This window comes from Streptomyces sp. NBC_00158, from assembly GCF_045160885.1.
GTDB lineage: Bacteria > Actinomycetota > Actinomycetes > Streptomycetales > Streptomycetaceae > Streptomyces.
This window is the reverse complement of the sequence record NZ_CP108161.1, coordinates 4,717,721-4,738,538: the sequence shown is the minus strand read 5'-3', so window position 1 is coordinate 4,738,538 and position 20,818 is coordinate 4,717,721. Positions and strand designations below refer to the sequence as shown.

The following is a 20,818-nucleotide window of genomic DNA, read 5'->3' as shown; positions in this document are numbered from 1 at the left end:
GACAGGGCGGTTAGCGCTCGTTAACCTGAAACCCGAACGCGTTAACGGTCATTAACAAAGCGTGCACGAGCAAGGGAGCTCGACCGATGCAGCAGGCACCAGTGCTGACGAGCGCCGCGGACCCGGCGTCCGAGGCCTGGCGGACCAATGAGGCCGCCCACCGCGAACTCGCCGGAGGCCTGCGCGCCCGGCTCGACGCGGCCCGCCTCGGCGGCGGCGAGAAGGCCCGCGCCCGCCACACCGCGCGCGGGAAACTGCTCCCCCGCGACCGCGTGGACACCCTCCTCGACCCCGGTTCGCCCTTCCTGGAGCTGGCCCCGCTGGCCGCCGAGGGCATGTACGGGGGCTCCGCCCCGGCCGCCGGGGTGATCGCGGGCATCGGCCGGGTCAGCGGGCGCGAGTGCGTGATCGTCGCGAACGACGCCACCGTCAAGGGCGGCACCTACTACCCGATGACCGTGAAGAAGCACCTGCGCGCCCAGGAAGTGGCCCTGGAGAACCGTCTCCCCTGCCTCTACCTGGTCGACTCCGGCGGCGCCTTCCTGCCCATGCAGGACGAGGTCTTCCCCGACCGGGAGCACTTCGGCCGGATCTTCTACAACCAGGCCCGCATGTCCGGGGCCGGCATCCCGCAGATCGCCGCCGTCCTCGGCTCCTGCACCGCCGGCGGGGCGTACGTGCCGGCGATGAGCGACGAGGCCGTCATCGTCCGCAACCAGGGCACCATCTTCCTCGGCGGCCCGCCGCTGGTGAAGGCCGCCACCGGTGAGGTGGTCACGGCCGAGGAGCTCGGCGGCGGCGAGGTCCACTCCCGGGTCTCCGGCGTCACCGACCACCTCGCGGAGGACGACGCGCACGCGCTGCGGATCGTACGGAACATCGTGGCGACCCTGCCCGCGCGCGGGGCCCTGCCCTGGTCGGTCGAGGCTCCCGAGGAGCCCAAGGTGGACCCGTCCGGCCTGTACGGCGCGGTCCCCGTCGACTCCCGCACCCCCTACGACGCGCGCGAGATCATCGCCCGCGTCGTGGACGGCTCCCGCTTCCAGGAGTTCAAGTCGGAGTTCGGGCAGACCCTGGTCACCGGCTTCGCCCGGATCCACGGCCACCCGGTCGGCATCATCGCCAACAACGGCATCCTGTTCGCCGAGTCCGCCCAGAAGGGCGCCCACTTCATCGAGCTGTGCGACCAGCGCGGCATCCCGCTCCTCTTCCTCCAGAACATCTCCGGCTTCATGGTCGGCCGCGACTACGAGGCGGGCGGCATCGCCAAGCACGGCGCGAAGATGGTCACCGCGGTGGCCTGCGCCCGGGTCCCGAAGCTGACCGTGGTCGTCGGCGGCAGCTACGGCGCGGGCAACTACTCGATGTGCGGCCGGGCGTACTCGCCGCGCTTCCTGTGGATGTGGCCCAACGCCAAGATCTCGGTGATGGGCGGCGAGCAGGCCGCCTCGGTGCTGGCGACCGTCAAGCGGGACCAGATCGAGGGCGCGGGCCAGGAGTGGCCGGCCGAGGACGAGGAGGCCTTCAAGGCCCCGGTCCGCGCGCAGTACGAGGAGCAGGGCAACGCCTACTACGCCACCGCGCGGCTGTGGGACGACGGGGTCATCGACCCGCTGGAGACCCGGCAGGTGCTGGGACTGGCCCTGACCGCGTGCGCGAACGCCCCCTTGGGCGACTCCGGCTTCGGCATCTTCCGTATGTGACGTGAGTGACGTGAGGACCCCTTCGATGTTCAGCACTGTTCTGGTCGCCAACCGCGGCGAGATCGCGGTACGCGTCATCCGCACCCTGCGGCAGCTCGGCATCCGCTCGGTGGCCGTCTTCAGCGACGCCGACGCCGACGCCCGCCACGTACGGGAGGCCGACACGGCCGTCCGGATCGGCCCGGCGGCCGCCGCCGAGAGCTACCTGTCGGTGGAGCGGCTCCTGGACGCCGCGAAGCGCACCGGCGCCGAGGCCGTGCACCCCGGCTACGGCTTCCTCGCCGAGAACGCGGCCTTCGCGGCGGCCTGTACGGAGGCCGGGCTGGCCTTCATCGGGCCGCCCGCCTCCGCCATCTCCCTGATGGGCGACAAGATCACGGCGAAGGAGACGGTCCGCGCGGCCGGCGTCCCGGTGGTCCCGGGCTCCTCCGGCAGCGGCCTGACGGACGCCGAACTGGCCGCGGCCGCCGCCGAGATCGGCATGCCGGTGCTGCTCAAGCCCTCGGCGGGCGGCGGCGGCAAGGGCATGCGGCTGGTGCGGGACGAGGCGCTGCTCGCCGAGGAGATCGCGGCCGCCCGCCGCGAGGCGAAGTCCTCCTTCGGCGACGACACCCTGCTCGTGGAGCGGTGGATCGACCGGCCCCGGCACATCGAGATCCAGGTGCTGGCCGACGCCCACGGGAACGTGGTGCACCTGGGCGAGCGCGAGTGCTCCCTCCAGCGGCGCCACCAGAAGGTCATCGAGGAGGCCCCCTCGGTCCTGCTGGACGAGAAGACCCGCGCGGCGATGGGCGCGGCGGCCGTGGAGGCCGCGCGCTCCTGCGGGTACGTCGGCGCGGGCACGGTGGAGTTCATCGTCCCGGGCGGGGACCCCTCCTCCTACTACTTCATGGAGATGAACACCCGCCTCCAGGTGGAGCACCCGGTGACCGAGCTGGTCACCGGCCTGGACCTGGTGGAGCAGCAGCTGCGGGTCGCCTCCGGCGCGGCCCTGCCCGTCACCCAGGACGAGGTCCGGCTGACCGGGCACGCGATCGAGGCCCGCGTCTGCGCGGAGGACCCGGCGCGCGGGTTCCTGCCGTCCGGCGGCACGGTGCTGGCGCTGTCGGAGCCGGACGGCGGCGCGGTGCGCACCGACTCCGGGCTGACGGCCGGGGTGCCGGTGGGCTCGACGTACGACCCGATGCTCTCGAAGGTCATCGCGTACGGGCCCGACCGCGCGGCCGCACTCCGTGTCCTGCGGGGTGCCCTGGCGGACACGGTGATCCTGGGCGTCCAGACCAACGCCGGGTTCCTCCGGAGGCTCCTGGCGCACCCGGACGTGGTGTCGGGCGACATGGACACCGGCCTGGTGGAGCGGGACCTGAACGGGCTCCTCCCTGACGGCGTCCCGCCGGAGGTGTACGCGGCGGCTGCGCTGCTCGCGCGTCCCGCGGAGGCGGAGCCGGCCGGCTGGGTCGACCCCTTCGACTCGGCGAACGGCTGGCGCCTGGGCGGCACCCCCGCGTGGACGGTGCACCACCTCCGCCTCCCGGGCGAAGACCCGGTGGAGGTCCGCTCCCGCCCCGCGACTTCAGCCTCGCCGGCGATTGAGGCGCGGGGTCCGGGGCAGAGCCCCAGCGCCACCGGCCGGCACACGGAACTCCTCCTCCCGGAGGGCACCGGCAACCCGGCCCGGGGCCGGATCGTCACCCGCACCCCCGACACCGTCACCGTCGAACTGGACGGCGTCACCCACCGCTTCAGCCACGCCACCTCCCCGGACGGGGTATGGCTCGGCCGCGACGGCGACAGCTGGCACGTCCAGACGTACGACCCCGTCACCGCGAAGGGCGCGGCCGGCGCGGGCGCCGACACCCTCGCCGCCCCCATGCCCGGCACCGTCACCGTCGTCAAGGTGGCCGTCGGCGACAGGGTCACGGCCGGGCAGAGCCTGCTGGTCGTCGAGGCGATGAAGATGGAGCACGTCATCTCCGCCCCGCACGCAGGCACCGTCACCGAACTCGACGTCACCCCGGGCACCACCGTGGCCATGGACCAGGTCCTGGCCGTGGTCACCCCCGACGAAGAGGAGGAGGCCTCGTGAACGGGCTGCCCATGACCGTCCCGGCCCCCGCCGGGCTCCCGCCCCGCGTCCGCATCCACGAGGTCGGCGCCCGCGACGGGCTGCAGAACGAGAAGACGGCCGTACCGACGGAGGTGAAGGCCGAGTTCGTCCACCGGCTCGCCGCCGCCGGCCTCACCACCATCGAGGCCACCAGCTTCGTCCACCCCAAGTGGGTCCCCCAGCTGGCGGACGCGGAGCAGCTCTTCCCCCTCCTCTCCGACGTGGAGGCGGCGCTGCCGGTGCTGGTCCCCAACGAGCGCGGCCTGGACCGCGCGCTCGCCCTGGGGGCTACCCGGATCGCCGTGTTCGGCTCGGCGACGGAGACCTTCGCCGCCCGCAACCTGAACCGGACCGTCGCCGAGTCCCTCGCCATGTTCGAGCCCGTCGTGGCCCGCGCCAAGGCCCGGGACGCGCACGTCCGCGGGTACCTCTCCATGTGCTTCGGAGACCCCTGGGAGGGGCCGGTCCCGGTCCACCAGGTGGTCTCCGTCGCCAAGGCCCTGCTGGACCTCGGCTGCGACGAGCTGAGCCTCGGCGACACCATCGGCGTCGCCACGCCCGGCCACGTGCAGACCCTGCTGTCCGCCCTCAACGAGGCGGGCGTCGGGACCGACCGGATCGGCGTGCACTTCCACGACACGTACGGCCAGGCCCTGTCCAACACCCTCGCCGCACTCCAGCACGGCGTGACCACGGTCGACGCCTCCGCCGGTGGCCTCGGCGGCTGCCCGTACGCGAAGAGCGCCACCGGCAACCTCGCCACCGAGGACCTGGTGTGGATGCTCGACGGCCTCGGCATCGAGACCGGGGTCGACCTGGCCGCCCTCACCGCCACGAGCGTGTGGATGGCCGAACAGCTGGGGCGACCCAGCCCCTCCCGTACCGTCCGCGCCCTCTCCCACAAGGAGTAGTCACACCATGTCCCTCGACCACCGGCTCACCCCCGAGCACGAGGAACTCCGCCGTACCGTCGAGGCGTTCGCGCACGACGTGGTCGCGCCGAAGATCGGCGACCTGTACGAGCGGCACGAGTTCCCGTACGAGATCGTCCGCGAGATGGGCCGCATGGGCCTGTTCGGCCTGCCGTTCCCCGAGGAGTACGGCGGCATGGGCGGCGACTACCTCGCCCTCGGCATCGCCCTGGAGGAGCTGGCCCGCGTCGACTCCTCGGTCGCGATCACCCTGGAGGCGGGCGTCTCCCTGGGCGCGATGCCCCTGTACCTGTTCGGCTCGGAGGAGCAGAAGCGGGAGTGGCTGCCGAAGCTGTGTTCGGGCGAGGTCCTCGGCGCGTTCGGTCTGACCGAGCCCGGCGCGGGCAGCGACGCCGGCGGCACCCGCACCACGGCCGTGCGCGACGGCGACGAGTGGGTGATCAACGGCTCGAAGTGCTTCATCACCAACTCCGGTACGGACATCACCGGTCTGGTCACCGTCACCGCCGTGACGGGCCGCAAGGCGGACGGCCGCCCGGAGATCTCCTCGATCATCGTCCCGTCCGGCACGCCGGGCTTCACGGTGGCCGCGCCGTACTCCAAGGTCGGCTGGAACTCCTCCGACACCCGCGAGCTGTCCTTCGACGACGTACGGGTGCCGCTCGCCAACCTGGTGGGCCAGGAGGGCCGCGGCTACGCCCAGTTCCTGCGGATCCTCGACGAGGGCCGGATCGCCATCGCGGCCCTGGCCACGGGCCTCGCCCAGGGCTGCGTGGACGAGTCGGTGAAGTACGCCAAGGAGCGGCAGGCCTTCGGCAGGCCGATCGGCGACAACCAGGCCATCCAGTTCAAGCTGGCCGACATGGAGACCCGCGCCCACATGGCCCGCATCGGCTGGCGCGACGCGGCCTCCCGGCTGGTGCACGGGGAGCCGTTCAAGAAGGAGGCGGCGATCGCGAAGCTGTACTCCTCCACGGTCGCCGTCGACAACGCCCGGGACGCCACGCAGATCCACGGCGGCTACGGCTTCATGAACGAGTACCCGGTGGCCCGCATGTGGCGGGACTCCAAGATCCTGGAGATCGGCGAGGGCACGAGCGAGGTGCAGCGCATGCTGATCGCCCGCGAACTGGGCTTCGCCGGCTGACGAACACCCGCGCCGCGCGCGGGGAACGACGAGGGGACCCGAAAATAATTAGGGTCCCCTTACCGTTTTCGGCCAAGGTTAGGCTAACCTTCCCACCGAACGGCCTCGGGTCCCCCGGCCGCCCTGCACGCACGAAAGCGGACTTCTCCATGCCCAAGCCCAGCTCCACGTTCCTCTCCCGCCGCGGTCTCGTCGCCGCCGGCGGCGCCCTCGGCCTCGTCGCGGCCCTGACCGCGTGCGGCGGCAACGACAAGGCGAAGGACGCTGAGGGCGACAAGGGCAGCACGGCCGCCGCCTCGGGCGCGTGGAGCTTCAAGGACGACCTGGACAAGACCGCCGGCGCCAAGTCCACGCCGAAGAACATCGTGGCCTACACCGGCACCGCCGCCGCGCTGTACGACTACGGCGTGCAGGTCAAGGGCGTGTTCGGCCCGACCAAGCTGGCCGACGGCAAGCCCGACCCGATGGCCGGCTCGATGGACATCTCCAAGGTCGAGATCCTCGGCAACGTCTACGACGAGTTCAACGTCGAGAAGTACGCGGCCCTCAAGCCCGAGCTGCTCGCCACCAACACCTGGGACGGCACGTACTGGTACGTCCCCGAGGCCTCCAAGGACAAGATCCTGAAGCTGGCCCCGGCCGCCGCGATCGGCGTGGGCGACAAGGCCTCCATGGACAAGGCCCTGGAGCGCACCGCGGACCTCGCCAAGTCCCTCGGCGCCGACCTGAACTCCAAGAAGGCCGCCGACGCCAAGGCCCGCTTCGACGCCGCCTCCGCCAAGGTCCGCGAGGCCGTCAAGGCCAACCCGGGCATCAAGGTGCTCGTCGGCTCCGGCGCCGACCAGCTCTTCTACGTCTCCACCCCGAAGACCTCGGCCGACCTGAAGTACTTCGAGTCCCTGGGCGTCGAGTTCGTCGCCCCGGAGCAGGACAAGCTGGACCCGCAGGGCTTCTACGAGAGCCTGAGCTGGGAGAACGCCGGCAAGTACAAGGCCGACGTCGTCCTCCTCGACAACCGCACCCAGGCCCTGCAGCCCGAGGCCCTGAAGGCCAAGCCGACCTGGAACGAGCTGCCCGCCGTCAAGGCCGGCCAGGTCGCCCCGCGCGTGACCGAGCCGATCTACTCGTACGAGAAGTGCGCGCAGCTCCTCGAGGACCTCGCCAAGACCATCCAGAACGCCAAGAAGGTCTCCTGACCCTCTTCCGCCGGTCCTGAAGGCCGGGCCGCGGGCCACCGCCCGCGGCCCGGCCTCCGGCACTGACCGCCCGGCACCACACCCGCCGCCGGCGCCCATTCGAATCCCAGGGGGGACTCGCGCATGACCGCCACCGCATCCGAGGCCGAACAGGCCGTGGCGCACTTCCGCTTCTTCACGATGGAAGTGCTGCGCACGCGCCGGCTCGGCCACTCGTTCCTGCGCGTCACCTTCGGCGGCGAGTCCCTGGCCGGCTTCAGATCGGGCGGGTACGACCAGAGCCTCTCGCTCTTCCTGCCGCCGGCGCACGTCGAGCACACCGAACTGCCGTCCACGGACGAGGACACCTGGTTCGGGGCCTGGCGCGCGATGCCGGACGAGGACCGCCCGGTGATGCGCTCGTACACCGTGCGCGAGCAGCGGCGCACGGACGAGGGCGTGGACGAGGTGGACATCGACTTCGTGCTGCACGGGGACGCCTCTCCGGCCTCCCACTGGGCGGGCCGGGCGGTCACCGGCCGCCGGATCATGGCGATCGGGCCGGCCGTCGCGGAGAACAAGTCCGTGCGCTTCCAGCCCCCGGCCGCCACCGACGCCTTCCTGATGTACGCGGACGAGACGGCCCTGCCCGCCGCGGCCGCGATCCTGGACCGGCTCCCGGCCGGGGCGAGGGCCAGGGCCTGGTTCGAGGTCCCGCACGCGGACGACCGGCTGGCCCTGCGCACCGACGCCGACGTGGACATCACCTGGATCGTGCGCGAGAAGGGCGCGTCCGGCGCCGACCGGGCGGGCCGGGTGGTGGAGGAGATGCGGGCGGCGCAACTGCCCGCCGCCGAAACCCCGTACGCCTGGCTGGCGGGCGAGGCGGGCACCATCCGCTCGGTGCGCCGCCACCTGGTGCAGGAACGTTCCATCGACCGGCGCGCGGTGCGCTTCACCGGTTACTGGCGGCTCGGCGCGAGCGAGGAGCAGCTGCTCGCGGAGGCGTACGCGGGCAAGGCCCCGAGCGAGGACCCGGCGTCCGAGCTGTAGCCACAACGCCCGTACCCCGTAGGGCACTTCACACAGGAGGCCCCGGCATTCGCCGGGGCCTCCCGCATTTGTGATCGAATTAAGGTTAGGCTAACCTAACTCCTGCACCCCAAGCCTCACCCGTCCCCCCGCTCCCCTGCCCGGAGGAAAGTTGATGCGCTCGCATCTGCTGAACGAGACGACCGCGGACCTCTACCGGCGCTCCGTCACCGAGGGCGTCGACCGCGTCGCCGCCAAACTCGCCACGACCGAGCGGCCCCACACCGGCATATCCGTCGACGAACTCGCCCCGGTCATCAACGGGATCGACCTCGACAAGCCGCTCGGTGACGCCACCGCCGCCCTCGACGAGCTGGAGGACGTCTACCTCCGCGACGCCGTCTACTTCCACCACCCGCGCTACCTGGGCCACCTCAACTGCCCGGTGGTCATCCCCGCGGTGGTCGGCGAAGCGGTCCTGTCGGCCGTCAACTCCTCCCTCGACACCTGGGACCAGTCCATCGGCGGCACGCTCATCGAGCGCCGCCTGATCGAGTGGACCGCCCGCCGCATCGGCCTCGGCGAGGCCGCGGACGGCATCTTCACCTCCGGCGGCAGCCAGTCGAACTTCCACGCCCTGCTGCTGGCCCGCGACGAGGCCTGCCGGACCGTGATGAAGCGCGCCCTCGACGCCGGCACCGAGCTCACCAAGGCCGAACTGCTGCCGAAGCTGCGCATCTTCACCTCCGAGGCCAGCCACTTCAGCGTCCAGAAGTCCGCCGCCATGCTGGGCCTGGGCTACGAGGCCGTCATCTCCGTGCCGGTCGACCGCAACCGCCGCATGGACACCTCGGTCCTGGCCCTGGAGCTCGAGAGCTGCGCCGCCGAGGGCCTCTTCCCGATGGCCGTCGTCGCCACCGCCGGCACCACCGACTTCGGGTCCATCGACCCGCTCCCCGAGATCGCCCGCCTGGCCGACGAGCACTCCGCGTGGATGCACGTGGACGCCGCCTACGGCTGCGGACTGCTGGTCTCCCCCACCCGCCGCGGCCTCCTCGACGGCATCGAGAAGGCCGACTCGGTCACCGTCGACTACCACAAGTCGTTCTTCCAGCCCGTGAGCTCCAGCGCGATGCTGGTCCGCGACCGCGACACCCTCAAGCACGCCACCTACCACGCGGACTACCTCAACCCGCGCCGGATGGCCGAGGAGCGGATCCCGAACCAGGTCGACAAGTCCATCCAGACCACGCGCCGGTTCGACGCGCTCAAGCTCTGGATGACCCTGCGCATCATGGGCGCCGACGGGGTCGGTTCCCTCTTCGACCAGGTCGTCGACCTCGCCGCCGCCGGTTACGAGGTCATCGCGGCCGACCCGCGCTTCGAGGTCGTCGTCGAGCCGCAGATCTCCACGCTCGTCTTCCGCTACCTGCCCGCCGACGAGACCCGCGCCGACCTCGTCGACGAGGCCCAGCTGCACGCCCGCAAGGCCCTGTTCGCCTCCGGAGAGGCGGTCGTCGCCGGCACCAAGGTGGACGGGAAGCAGTACCTGAAGTTCACCCTCCTCAACCCGCAGACCACGACGGCCGACATCACGGCCGTCCTCGACCTCCTCGCCGCACACGCCGAGCAGTTCCTGGGAGAATCCCTTGCCGTCCACCGCTAAGCCCCACGACTTCATCGGCATCGGCCTCGGTCCCTTCAACCTGGGACTGGCCTGCCTGACCGCGCCGATCGACGAGCTCGACGGTCTGTTCATCGAGTCGAAGCCGCACTTCGAGTGGCACGCCGGCATGTTCCTGGACGGCGCGCACCTGCAGACGCCGTTCATGTCGGACCTGGTCACCCTCGCCGACCCGACCTCGCCCTTCTCCTTCCTGAACTACCTGAAGGACAAGGACCGGCTGTACTCCTTCTACATCCGGGAGAACTTCTACCCGCTGCGCGCCGAGTACAACGACTACTGCCGCTGGGCCGCCGACCGGCTCGACAACGTCCTGTACTCCACCTCCGTCACCGAGGTGACCTTCGACGAGGCCGCCGGCGTCTACGAGGTCCGCACCGACCGCGGCGAGACCCACCGGGCCCGCCGCCTGGTCCTGGGCACCGGCACCCCGCCGCACGTCCCGGCGTCCTGCGAGGACCTCGGCGGGGACTTCCTGCACAACTCCTCGTACATGCAGCACAAGGAGTCCCTGCAGAAGAAGAAGTCGATCACCCTGGTCGGCTCGGGCCAGAGCGCCGCCGAGATCTACTACGACCTCCTCGCCGAGATCGACGTCCACGGCTACCAGCTCAACTGGGTGACCCGCTCCCCGCGCTTCTTCCCGCTGGAGTACACCAAGCTCACGCTGGAGATGACCTCCCCGGAGTACGTGGACTACTTCCACGCCCTCCCCGAGGAGACCCGCTACCGGCTGGAGACCCAGCAGAAGAACCTCTTCAAGGGCATCGACGGCGACCTCATCGACGCCATCTTCGACCTGCTCTACCAGAAGAAGATCACCATGCCGGGCGCGGTCCCCACGACCCTGCTCACCAACACCTCCCTGAACAGCACGGCGTACGACACCACCACGGGCACGTACACCCTCGGGCTGCGCCAGGAGGAGCAGGAGCGGGACTTCTCGCTCGCCACGGAGGGCCTGGTCCTGGCCACCGGCTACAAGTACCGGATCCCGGAGTTCCTGGCCCCGGTCCACGACCGGCTGAACTTCGACGGCCACGGCCGCCTCGACGCCGGCCGCAACTACGCCGTCGACGTCACCGGCCACGGGGTGTACCTCCAGAACGGCACCACCCACAACCACTCCCTCACCTCGCCCGACCTGGGCATGGCCGCGTACCGCAACGCGTACATCGTCGGCGAGCTGCTCGGCCGCGAGTACTACAAGGTCGAGAAGTCCATCGCGTTCCAGCAGTTCGCGGCCCCGGAAGGCATGCACGCATGAGCACCACCCCTGAACTCCTCTTCGCCCGCACCGACGCGGCCCTCGGGACCTTCTCCATCCGTCCCCTGGACCCCTTCTCGGACGCGGAACTCCTGCACGGCTGGGTGACGCACCCGAAAGCCGCGTTCTGGATGATGCAGGAAGCCTCCCTCACCGAGGTCGAGCGCGAGTACGTGCGCATCACCGCGCACGAGCACCACCAGGCCTTCATCGGCCTCCACGAGGGCCGTCCGGCCTTCCTGATGGAGAGCTACGACCCCTCGCGGCTGGAGCTGGTCGGCCTGTACGACGCGCAGCCCGGCGACGTCGGCATGCACTTCCTGGTGGCCCCCTCGGACACCCCCATATCCGGCTTCACCCGCGCGGTGATCACCACGGTCATGGCCTCCCTGTTCGCCGACCCGGCGACGGAGCGCGTGGTCGTCGAGCCGGACGTCCGCAACAAGGCCGTCCACGCCCTGAACGAGGCCGTCGGCTTCGTCCCCGAGGGCCCGGTCCAGAAGCCGGAGAAGGAAGCCCTGCTGAGCTTCTGCACCCGCGCCCAGTTCGAGGCGGCCACCGCCCTCACGACGGGAGTCCCGGCATGAGCCTCGCCGACGCCATCTCCCACCTCTCCCCCGAGCTGTGGGCCCGCGCGAACCGCGCCCTGGTCCGCAAGGCCCTCGCGGAGTTCTCCCACGAGCGCCTGCTGACGCCCGAGCCGCTGGGCGGGGACCTCTACTCCGTCCGCAGCGACGACGGCACGGTCGAGTACCGCTTCCGCTCGGCCCTGCACGCCCTGGACCACTGGGCGGTGGACGAGGAGTCCATCACCCGCCACCAGGACGGCGCCGAGCTCGGTCTGGACGCCCTGGACTTCCACATCGAGCTCCGGGAGACCCTGGGCCTGAGCGCGGAGGTCCTGCCGGTCTACCTGGAGGAGATCTCCTCCACCCTGGCCGGCACGGGCTTCAAGTACACCAAGCCCCAGCTCTCCTCCGCCGCCCTCGCGAAGTCCACGTTCCAGGACGTCGAGACGGGCATGACGGAGGGCCACCCCTGCTTCGTGGCCAACAACGGCCGCCTGGGCTTCGGCGTGCACGAGTACCTCTCGTACGCCCCGGAGACGGCGAGCCCGGTCCACCTGGTGTGGGTCGCCGCCCGCAAGGACGTCTCCACCTTCACGGCGGGCGCGGGCCTGGAGCACGACGCGTTCATGCGCGAGGAGCTGGGCGAGGACGCCCTCACCCTCTTCGCGGCGAAGATGACCTCCCTGGGCCTGGACCTGGCGGACTACCACCTGCTGCCGATCCACCCCTGGCAGTGGTGGAACAAGACCACGGTCACCTTCGCGGCCGAGATCGCCAACCGCCGCCTGGTCCTGCTGGGCGAGGGCTCCGACGCCTACCTCGCGCAGCAGTCGATCCGCACCTTCTTCAACACCACCACCCCGACGAAGCACTACGTCAAGACGGCCATCTCGGTCCTCAACATGGGCTTCATGCGCGGCCTGTCCGCCGCCTACATGGAGGCCACCCCGGCCATCAACGACTGGCTGCACCAGCTGATCGAGTCCGACGAGGTCCTGCGGTCGGTCGACTTCTCGATCATCCGCGAGCGCGCGGCGATCGGCTACCACCACCGCCAGTACGAGCGCGCGACGGACCGCTACTCGCCGTACCGCAAGATGCTGGCGGCCCTGTGGCGCGAGTCCCCGGTGAACTCCCTGCGGGACGGCGAGCGCCTGGCCACCATGGCCTCGCTGCTCCACGTGGACGCGGACGGCAAGTCCTTCGTGGGCGCCCTGATCGAGGAATCGGGCCTGACCCCCGCCCAGTGGCTGAAGCCCTACCTCCGCGCCTACCTCCTCCCCCTCCTGCACTGCTTCTACCAGTACGACCTCGCCTACATGCCGCACGGCGAGAACACCATCCTGGTGATCAAGGACGGTGTGGTGCAGCGGGCGATCTTCAAGGACATCGCCGAGGAGATCGTGGTCATGGACCCGGACGCGGTCCTGCCGCCGGCCGTCGAGCGCGTCAGGGCCGACATCCCGGAGGACATGAAGCTCCTGTCGATCTTCACGGACGTCTTCGACTGCTTCTTCCGCTTCCTGGGCTCGATCCTGGTCTCGGAAGGCATCTGCGAGGAGACGGTCTTCTGGCAGGCCGTGGCCGACTGCGCCCACGACTACCAGGCCTCGGCGCCCGCCCTGGCGGACCGCTTCGCCCAGTACGACCTCTTCGCCGAGGAGTTCCAGCTGTCCTGCCTGAACCGCCTCCAGCTGCGGAACAACAAGCAGATGGTCGACCTCGCCGACCCTGCGGCGGCCCTCCAGCTGATCGGCACCCTCAAGAACCCCGTCGCGCCCTTCGCGCGGCGGTGAACAAAGGGGGCGGGTGCGGCCTTCGACACGGTCCCTCGAAGACGCACCCGCCCCTCCGCCCTGACGAGCGGGGCCGCGAAGCCCTGACTGGCCCTCTTCGCGTCCCCGCCGTCAGGCCGTCACGGCCCGGCCCCCAGCCCGTACGCGTCCGCGTGCGGGCTACTCCCACGGCACCTCCGGCGCGCGGTAGTACGCCGTGTCCTGCGCGGCCAGGCGGGGGGCCTGGGCGGCCAGGCGGAGGCGGTACGCGGGCCAGTCCAGGGACGCGGCCGGGGACCAGCCCAGCTCCGCGAGGCCCAGCAGGCGCGGGAAGGCCATGAGTTCCCAGTCGGCGCGGGTCGCGATGGTCTCCGTCCACAGCGGGGCCTCCACGCCCAGTACCGCGGACTCGGGGACGTCCGGGAGGTAGCCGCCCGGGTTCCAGGAGTAGGAGCGCTGCACCGGCACGTATCCGGCCCAGGCCAGGCCCGGCTTCGTCGACTTGTCGTACTTCATGTCCAGGTAGGCGCGGTCCGCCGGGGAGAGGACGAGGGGGTGGCCCGCCCGGGCGGCGGTCGCCACCGCCGCCTTCTCCGCCGCCGCCGTCTTGTCGTGGCCCCAGTACTGCAGGACCGCGCCCGGCGCCGGGCGGGCGTTCGCGAGCTGGTGCCAGGCCACCACCGTCTTGCCGTGCTTCGCCACCACAGCCTGGGCGCGGTCCATGAAGGCCGCGTAGTCCGCCGCCGGGGTGGAGTGGGCCTCGTCGCCGCCGATGTGGAGGTAGCGGCCGGGGGTGAGGGCGGCCAGTTCGCCGAGGACGTCGTCGACGAACTCGTACGTGCGCTCCTTGCCCACGCACAGGGAGCTGAAGCCGACCTTGACGCCGGTGTAGCGCTCGGGGGCCCTGCCGTCGCAGTTCAGTTCCGCGTAGGAGGCCAGGGCGGCGTTGACGTGGCCGGGCATGTCGATCTCCGGGACCACGTCGACGTAGCGCCGGGCCGCGTAGGCCACCAGGTCCCGGTACTCGTCCTTGGTCCAGTGGCCGCCCGGCCCGCCGCCGACCTCGCTCGCGCCGCCGTACGTCGCCAGGCGCGGCCAGGAGTCGACGGCGATGCGCCAGCCCTGGTCGTCGCTGAGGTGCACGTGCAGGGTGTTGATCTTGTACTGGGCGAGCTGGTCGACGTACCGCTTCACCTGTTCGACGGGGAAGTGGTGGCGGGCGACGTCGACCATCGCCCCCCGGTAGGCGAAGCGCGGGGTGTCCGTGACGTCGCCGCCCGGCACCTCGCCCGCGCCCCGCACCGGCAGCAGCTGCCGCAGCGTCTGCCCGCCGCGGAACAGGCCCGCCGGGGCGTGCGCGGTCAGGGTGACCCCGGAGGCGGTGGTGTGCAGGCGGTAGCCCTCCGCGCCCAGTTCCCGGGCCCGCGCGTCCAGCCGCAGCCGGATCCCGTCCCCCTCCTCCCCGTCGACCACCGGCAGCGGCACCCCGCCGGACCCGCGCAGCTGCTCCGCGAGGAGCTCGCCGACCCGCCGCACCTCCTCCGGGGAGCCCGGCCCGGTACGGATCACCGTGCCCGCGCCGAAGGCGTACCCGGCACCCCCCGAGGGCCGCACGGAGACCGGAACCGGCAGGAGCCGTTCGTAGGGGGTGAGGGCGGCGGGCCGGCCGGCCCCGGGTCTGGCGTCGGCACCGCGGGCCGCGGTGCAGGAGACGGCGGCGGCGAGGACCAGGACGGCGGCGAGCGTGCGGCGCGGGGCTCTCATGCGCCCAGGTATAGGCCAAACGGTCCCCGCCGGGGCCCCGTATCGCGATGGGACAATCCCCGGATGGCGGAAATCATCCAGAAGGACGGTACTTGGACCTTCGACGGGGACGCGGTGCGGATCGTGCCGGGCCGCGACAAGGGGGTGGGGCTGCTCCGGCAGCACCTGGGCGAGGTGGTCGTGCCGCTGCGCGCGATCGGGGGGATCAGTTACGAGCCGGGCCGCAAGGCGGGCCGGCTGCGGCTGAGGCTGCGCGACGGGGCGGACCCGCTGACGCAGGTGACGGGCGGGCGGCTGCCGGAGGCCTCGGACCCGTACCGGCTGTCGGTGGAGTCGGACCGCAGCGGCGTCGCGGAGTACTTCGTGGACGAGGTGCGCAGCGCCCTGCTGCTGGACCAGGTGGATCCGGGGCCGTGCGACGGCTACCTGATGCCGGGGCCGGCGGTGCCGCTCTCGTTCGGCGCGGGCGACGGTACGGCGTCCTTCGACGGCGACCGGGTGGTGCTGGACTGGAACTGGACCACCGAGGAGGCCAAGCGCTCGGTGGGTCCGTGCGAGTTCCGGGTCGCGGACGTGCGGGCGGTGGACTGGTACCCGTCGAAGGGCCTGGACCACGGCTGGCTGCGGTTCACCCTGGCGGGCGCGCCGTCGGCGCCCGCGCCCAAGTACGACCGCTGCGCGGTGGAGCTCTTCGGGTTCAAGAAGGACCCGCTGATGGCGCTGGTCGCGGCGGCCGTGGCGGTACGGATGCCGCATCCGGCGGCTCCCGGGGCCGGGCCCGGGCCGGCCAAGGCCCTGCCGCTCGCGGAGTCCGGCCCCGCGCTGGCGGGCGAGGCCGCGGACCACGACACCCTGCTGCGGCGGCTGCGCGAGGTGGGCGAGCTGCACCAGGCGGGGATCCTCACCGCCGATGAGTTCTCGGCGGCGAAGGCGGCGATTTTGGGTCGTTTCTGACCGGGGAATACCGGAATAGTCCATTCCTCTGGTCCAGACCAGCGAGATCCTGCCCGATATCGGGCAGGATCTTTGCGTTTCACTCCTTGGACAGTCAATATCTACTGGTGCTCGACCGCCGCCCGTCACATGACGACCTCGTCGACCACCTGGTGCGCAGCACCGCGCTGCAGCGCGGTGAAGCCGCCCGGGTGGTGCTGGACGTGCTCGCGTACTTCAACGAGACGACGGAGGAGTTCGTCCGCCGCCGTCACCGCGAGCTGCAGTCGGGCGGCGCGGTCAACGCGGAGATCTTCGAACGCATCGCGGCCGAGCTGCCGCACCGCGCCGTGGCGCCGCCGGAGCTCTCGCTCCGGCAGCTGCGCCGCATCGTCTACGGCTGACAGCGGCCGGGGCGGCCCGGGGCCGCCGCGCGGGGAAGAGCACGACCACCGAACCTCAGGAGGGGCAACACCGTATGTGCGGAATCGTCGGTTACATCGGCAAGCGCGACGTGGCGCCGCTGCTGCTCGAAGGCCTGGCACGACTGGAGTACCGCGGATACGACTCCGCCGGCATCGTCGTCAACAGCCCGAAGGCCGCCGCGCTGAAGATGGTCAAGGCGAAGGGCCGCGTCCGCGACCTGGAGGCCCGCGTCCCCAAGCGCTTCGCCGGCACCACCGGCATCGCCCACACCCGCTGGGCCACCCACGGCGCCCCGAGCGACACCAACTCGCACCCGCACCTGGACCCCGAGAACAAGGTCGCCGTCGTCCACAACGGCATCGTCGACAACGCCGCCGAGCTGCGCGTCAAGCTGGAGGCCGAGGGCGTCGTCTTCGCGTCCGAGACCGACACCGAGGTGATCACCCACCTGATCGCCCGCTCCCAGGCCGACAGCCTGGAGGAGAAGGTCCGCGAGGCGCTCAAGGTCATCGAGGGCACCTACGGCATCGCCGTCATGCACGCCGACTTCGCCGACCGCATCGTCGTCGCCCGCAACGGCTCCCCGGTCATCCTCGGCATCGGCGAGAAGGAGATGCTCGTCGCCTCCGACGTGGCCGCCCTGATCGCGCACACCCGCCAGGTAGTGACCCTCAACGACGGCGAGATGGCCACCCTCAAGGCCGACGACTTCCGCACCTACACCACCAGCGGTACGACGACCACCGCCACCCCGGAGACCGTGGAGTGGGAGGCCGCCTCCTACGACATGGGCGGCCACGACACCTACATGCACAAGGAGATCTCCGAGCAGCCCGACGCGGTCGACCGCGTGCTGCGCGGCCGGATCGACGACCGCTTCAACACCGTCCACCTGGGCGGCCTGAACCTGGACCCGCGCGAGGCGCGCGGCATCCGCCGCGTCAAGATCCTGGGCTGCGGCACCTCGTACCACGCCGGCCTGATCGGCGCCGGGCTCATCGAGAGCATGGCCCGCATCCCCGCCGACGCCGAGCCGGCCTCCGAGTTCCGCTACCGCAACCCGGTCGTGGACCCCGACACCCTGTACATCGCCGTCTCCCAGTCCGGTGAGACGTACGACGTGCTCGCGGCCGTCCAGGAGCTCAAGCGCAAGGGCGCCCGCGTCCTCGGCGTGGTCAACGTGGTCGGCTCCGCGATCGCCCGCGAGGCCGACGGCGGCGTGTACGTGCACGCCGGCCCCGAGGTCTGCGTCGTCTCCACCAAGTGCTTCACCAACACGGTGGTGGCCTTCGCGCTGCTCGCCGTGCACCTCGGCCGGATCCGGGACCTTTCGGTCACCGACGGCAAGCGGATCATCGACGGCCTGCGCAAGCTGCCGGCGCAGATCGAGGAGATCCTCAAGGGCGAGGAGGACATCAAGCGCCTCGCCGCCGAGTACGCCGACGCCAAGTCGATGATGTTCATCGGCCGCGTCCGGGGCTACCCGGTCGCCCTGGAGGCCTCCCTCAAGCTGAAGGAGATCTCCTACATCCACGCCGAGGCCTACCCGGCCTCCGAGCTGAAGCACGGCCCGCTCGCCCTCATCGAGCCGGCGATGCCGACGGTCGCGATCGTCCCGGACGACGACCTGCTGGAGAAGAACCGCGCGGCGCTGGAGGAGATCAAGGCCCGCAGCGGCCGGATCCTGGCCGTGGCCCACCGCGAGCAGGAGAAGGCCGACCACACCCTCCTCGTGCCCAAGAACGAGGACGAGCTGGACCCGATCCTGATGGGCATCCCGCTCCAGCTGCTGGCGTACCACACCGCCCTGGCCCTGGGCCGGGACATCGACAAGCCGCGCAACCTGGCGAAGTCCGTCACGGTCGAGTAGTCACCACCGCGCACGCGCGGGCACGCGCGGGCACCGCACGCGGAAGGGGTGCCACCGGAACTCCGGTGGCACCCCTTCGCGTCCTTGCGCGGCCCGGGCCCGTCAGCCCGCGGCGACCGCCCGTCCGGACGACCTGCCCAGCGCCATCGGCCAGTTGGCCAGCGCGGCCGTGGCCCCGTACCAGGCCAGCAGGCCGGACACGGCCGCGACCCAGCCGCCCGCCTTGGCCAGGCCGGCGCTGTCCGCGAACGCGGCTATCGCGAGCAGCAGCAGGGAGAGGGTCAGCAGGGCGTAGACGCCCTGGCCGAACAGCCCGCTCGACGCGGCGAGCGTCAGGGTCAGCGCGAGCATCGCGAAGAGGACGAGAAACGTTCCGCCCGCCTCGTCGGAGACCGAGGCGCCCGCGCCCTTGGCCCAGGTGAACCAGAAGACGCCGAGGCCCGCGAAGGCGGTGCCGTTGAACCCGTTTCCGCCGCGGTACTCCAGGAGGCCGAGGAGGAAGAGGGCCGCGCCGCCGACGTACATGGCGAGCGACACGGAGTTGGCGGCGGTCACACCGGACAGGACACCCGTGTGGCCGATACCGAACGCGAGAAGGGTGAGACCCAGGGCGATGTTCCCCAGGGTCGAGGTCGAGGCCGTGCTTCCCGCAGAGACACCATTGTCCACGGCGGGCTCCCTTCGATCTGCAGTTGTTTGCTGCGTCCCAGCAGCATTTATCTACCCTTTACAAGGGGGTTCACAACCGCACAATCGACATACAACGGGTTACGGAATGACAACAACGGGTCGCTGCGCCCGCTTCGCCAGCCGCCCCGCCACCGAGCCGAAGATCCGGCCGACGATCCCGTGAGTGGAACCCACCACGATGGCGTCCGCCGAGTACTCCCGGCCGACCTCCTCCAGCTCGTGGCAGATGTCGCCGCCGCGCTCGACGAGGATCCACGGCACCTCGGACAGGTAGTCCGCGCAGGCCAGCTCCAGGCCGAGCACCTCGGTGCGGTGGTCGGGGACGTCCACGAAGACGGGCGGCTCGCAGCCGGCCCACACCGTGGTGGGCAGCCTGTTCGCCACGTGGACGATGATCAGACCGGAACCGGAACGCCGGGCCATGCCGATCGCATAGGCCAGGGCGCGCTCACTTGACGTGGATCCGTCGAAGCCCACCACCACGCCGTGCCGGAAGGCCGGGTCGCAGGGATGGCGTGTCTGTTCCACCGCGCGCAGGTCGCTCGATACGGAATCGGCGAGGTGCTTGCGCTTGCGGTCCGCGGGTTCGGAGAATTCGTGACCGGCCATGGTGTCTCGGGGAAGAGTCCTCGGGGGAAGCGACAGGGACGGTTTCGGCGACTCGGATCTTCTGACGACGGGGACCCGGGCCACGAGCGTTTTCGACGACGCAGCGTGACCGGGCTCTGTCCTGGAAGCATCTTTCCAAGCCCTTACCCACCAGGGTACGGCGACACTCCTGTCCTGCACAGGGCATGCCGCCCTTGGAGAGCGTCCCAGGGAGCATGCCGGAGCGCGGGCGCCTTGGCAATGGCCGCTGCCCCCTACAGCCAGTGACGAGAGGCCCTTGCGCCACCCGTGCGCGCAGTGACCGAGGCCCGCACCGGGGCGTTGGACAAGAGTCCGACCGTCCAGGAAGAGCCCGCAGGGAGTACGCCGTGCCCGGTCATCCGGTTCACCCCGTCCAGCCCGTCCAGCCCGCTCCGATGACGCGGTCCGCCCGGTCCGCCAGGTCCGCGCCGTCCTCCGCGCGCGCTCCGCTTCACCCGTCCGTGCGGTCCGCCGGACGGGCGGACGACGACCCCGCGGGTGACGTGGTGCGCTGGGCCGCCTTCAGCTGCCTGCTCGTCCCGGTCGTACTGGTGGTCTACGGGACCTCGTACGGCGGGGCCGCCGTGGCGACCCTGGGGCTGGCCGCCGTCACGGCCGCCTGCCGGGTGCTGCTGCGGCACGCGGAGAAGACGGAGCGGGCCGCGGCCCGCGTCCGGTCGGAGGATCCGCTTCCGTCCGGCCACCGCGGCCGGCACTCCCGCACCGGGGCCGGTTCGCACCGGGGTTGCCACGGTTCCGGCGGCACTTCCCCTCACGACTGACCGGTTCGCACGTACACACCCGGTTGTTTTCAGCCAACTTCCGGACCCCATGCTTCCCTTGCCGGAATGTCCCCCCAACCCCCCGACCACCAGCGACTATGGGCGACAGGGGGCGATTCGACCCCATGAGTACTGGCCACGGCCGGATCGCGGACTTCCCCGTCGGGTAGCGGAGTGGAACGCTTCCTGATCGAATGCTTTTCGCCAAGTTGCCAAGTCGACATAGCGCTGCGTGCTGAACTTGTCACGCCGACACCACGGGACGCAGTAGATTCGATCATGTATTTACGGCGGGGGATCCACGTGCAAGGCCGAGGGGAAACGTGCAGGTG

Annotated in this window: 17 protein-coding genes; 14 read left to right on the top strand and 3 right to left on the bottom strand. The window is 71.2% G+C overall.

The window, feature by feature from the left end:
• Window positions 1-86 precede the first annotated feature (86 nt).
• From OG553_RS21845 to OG553_RS21800, 10 genes are all read left to right on the top strand, one after another.
• Window positions 87-1,703, top strand: a complete 1,617-nt coding sequence (locus tag OG553_RS21845) for a carboxyl transferase domain-containing protein (RefSeq protein ID WP_405980600.1) — start codon at window positions 87-89, stop codon at window positions 1,701-1,703.
• Window positions 1,704-1,728: 25 nt separating this feature from the next.
• Window positions 1,729-3,789, top strand: a complete 2,061-nt coding sequence (locus OG553_RS21840) for an acetyl-CoA carboxylase biotin carboxylase subunit (RefSeq protein WP_405980599.1) — start codon at window positions 1,729-1,731, stop codon at window positions 3,787-3,789.
• An 11-nt stretch (window positions 3,790-3,800) separates the two neighbouring features.
• Window positions 3,801-4,721: a hydroxymethylglutaryl-CoA lyase gene (locus tag OG553_RS21835; protein ID WP_405983102.1), complete on the top strand. Its 921-nt coding sequence runs from the start codon at window positions 3,801-3,803 to the stop codon at window positions 4,719-4,721.
• A gap of 7 nt (window positions 4,722-4,728) precedes the next feature.
• The gene (locus OG553_RS21830) at window positions 4,729-5,889 is read left to right on the top strand and encodes an acyl-CoA dehydrogenase family protein (protein WP_405980598.1); all 1,161 of its coding nucleotides are present in this window, start codon (window positions 4,729-4,731) and stop codon (window positions 5,887-5,889) included.
• A 149-nt stretch (window positions 5,890-6,038) separates the two neighbouring features.
• Window positions 6,039-7,085 (top strand): ABC transporter substrate-binding protein, encoded by a 1,047-nt coding sequence (locus OG553_RS21825; protein WP_405980597.1) that lies wholly within the window; start codon window positions 6,039-6,041, stop codon window positions 7,083-7,085.
• Window positions 7,086-7,208: 123 nt separating this feature from the next.
• Entirely contained in the window at window positions 7,209-8,117 is a 909-nt protein-coding gene (locus tag OG553_RS21820) for a siderophore-interacting protein (protein ID WP_405980596.1), read from the top strand.
• A 154-nt stretch (window positions 8,118-8,271) separates the two neighbouring features.
• A complete protein-coding gene (locus OG553_RS21815) occupies window positions 8,272-9,762 on the top strand; it encodes a pyridoxal phosphate-dependent decarboxylase family protein (RefSeq protein WP_405980595.1) in 1,491 nt (496 codons plus the stop codon).
• Window positions 9,746-11,047: a lysine N(6)-hydroxylase/L-ornithine N(5)-oxygenase family protein gene (locus OG553_RS21810; RefSeq protein WP_405980594.1), complete on the top strand. Its 1,302-nt coding sequence runs from the start codon at window positions 9,746-9,748 to the stop codon at window positions 11,045-11,047. The genes OG553_RS21815 and OG553_RS21810 overlap by 17 nt, the downstream gene beginning before the upstream one ends.
• Window positions 11,044-11,634 carry a GNAT family N-acetyltransferase gene (locus OG553_RS21805; protein ID WP_405980593.1) on the top strand — a complete coding sequence of 197 codons (591 nt, stop codon included), beginning with the start codon at window positions 11,044-11,046 and terminating at the stop codon, window positions 11,632-11,634. The genes OG553_RS21810 and OG553_RS21805 overlap by 4 nt, the downstream gene beginning before the upstream one ends.
• Window positions 11,631-13,412 carry an IucA/IucC family protein gene (locus tag OG553_RS21800; RefSeq protein ID WP_405980592.1) on the top strand — a complete coding sequence of 594 codons (1,782 nt, stop codon included), beginning with the start codon at window positions 11,631-11,633 and terminating at the stop codon, window positions 13,410-13,412. Before OG553_RS21805 ends, OG553_RS21800 begins: the two co-directional genes overlap by 4 nt.
• Window positions 13,413-13,571: 159 nt before the next feature.
• On the opposite strand, the gene OG553_RS21795 is transcribed toward OG553_RS21800, so the two are convergent.
• Window positions 13,572-15,155, bottom strand: coding sequence for a family 20 glycosylhydrolase (locus OG553_RS21795; RefSeq protein WP_405980591.1), 1,584 nt, complete (start codon window positions 15,153-15,155; stop codon window positions 13,572-13,574).
• Between the two features lie 63 nt (window positions 15,156-15,218).
• Between OG553_RS21795 and OG553_RS21790 the strand changes: the two genes are divergently transcribed.
• The 3 genes from OG553_RS21790 to glmS all read left to right on the top strand — a co-directional run bounded on the left by OG553_RS21790 (window position 15,219) and on the right by glmS (window position 18,384).
• Entirely contained in the window at window positions 15,219-16,109 is an 891-nt protein-coding gene (locus tag OG553_RS21790) for a DUF4429 domain-containing protein (protein WP_405980590.1), read from the top strand.
• Between the two features lie 107 nt (window positions 16,110-16,216).
• A complete protein-coding gene (locus tag OG553_RS21785; RefSeq protein WP_007264192.1) occupies window positions 16,217-16,492 on the top strand; it encodes a hypothetical protein in 276 nt (91 codons plus the stop codon).
• A gap of 74 nt (window positions 16,493-16,566) precedes the next feature.
• Window positions 16,567-18,384 (top strand): glutamine--fructose-6-phosphate transaminase (isomerizing), encoded by a 1,818-nt coding sequence (gene glmS / locus OG553_RS21780; protein WP_405980589.1) that lies wholly within the window; start codon window positions 16,567-16,569, stop codon window positions 18,382-18,384.
• Window positions 18,385-18,486: 102 nt separating this feature from the next.
• Here glmS and OG553_RS21775 read toward each other — a convergent pair whose 3' ends face one another.
• Window positions 18,487-19,053 carry a GPR1/FUN34/YaaH family transporter gene (locus OG553_RS21775; RefSeq protein ID WP_405980588.1) on the bottom strand — a complete coding sequence of 189 codons (567 nt, stop codon included), beginning with the start codon at window positions 19,051-19,053 and terminating at the stop codon, window positions 18,487-18,489.
• A gap of 99 nt (window positions 19,054-19,152) precedes the next feature.
• Window positions 19,153-19,683, bottom strand: a complete 531-nt coding sequence (locus tag OG553_RS21770; RefSeq protein ID WP_362461766.1) for a universal stress protein — start codon at window positions 19,681-19,683, stop codon at window positions 19,153-19,155.
• A 482-nt stretch (window positions 19,684-20,165) separates the two neighbouring features.
• On the opposite strand from OG553_RS21770, the gene OG553_RS21765 reads away from it, so the two are divergent.
• The gene (locus tag OG553_RS21765) at window positions 20,166-20,486 is read left to right on the top strand and encodes a hypothetical protein (protein ID WP_405980587.1); all 321 of its coding nucleotides are present in this window, start codon (window positions 20,166-20,168) and stop codon (window positions 20,484-20,486) included.
• The last annotated feature ends 332 nt before the right edge of the window (window positions 20,487-20,818 follow it).